Below are 521 nucleotides of genomic sequence, written 5' to 3' on the forward strand. Positions count from 1 at the left end.
ACAGCGATTTCCCGTGGACGATGATCGCGATCGTCAAGACCACCGTCGGCACGAACACCGCCGACTTCCATATGATCGCCGGCGAGTTCCTGGACGCGAATTTCGTCGGGCTCTCCACCATCAACGACAGGGTCACCTACCAGGTGCACACGGGCATCGCTGCGCAGGGGGCAGCCGCCAACACCACGGGGCGGGAGGGCTGGAACCGGATCATGGGCATTAATATCGGCCTGGGTCAGCCGATCATCCAGGCCAACGAGGGCGCCGTGATCACCAGCACCCAGGCCGGCAACAACAACAACTCGACGGCGACGATTTTCCGGGTCGGCAACCAGTTCATCCCGTTCGGGGGGAGCATTGATCTGATCGCGCTCTTCAACGTGAGTCTGCTCGACGCGGCCAACGCCGACCTGCGGGCGCTCATGGCGCAGTACCTCGACGAGCGGAACGGCCTGTTCGTCTGACTGTCTCCAGTGCAGGACATCACCATGATCCGCCAGATTGCGGCAGCTCTGCTGCTG

Annotated in this window: 1 protein-coding gene; it reads left to right on the forward strand. The window is 62.8% G+C overall.

Annotation, left to right across the window (positions count from 1 at the left end; all coding sequences use genetic code 11):
• The coding region (locus MFF64_RS36595; RefSeq protein ID WP_238193927.1) for a hypothetical protein at window positions 1-464 on the forward strand (464 nt) is incomplete at its 5' end.
• Between the last annotated feature and the right edge of the window lie 57 nt (window positions 465-521).

Origin of the sequence: Methylobacterium frigidaeris (assembly GCF_022179185.1) — a bacterium.
GTDB classification, from domain to species: domain Bacteria; phylum Pseudomonadota; class Alphaproteobacteria; order Rhizobiales; family Beijerinckiaceae; genus Methylobacterium; species Methylobacterium frigidaeris.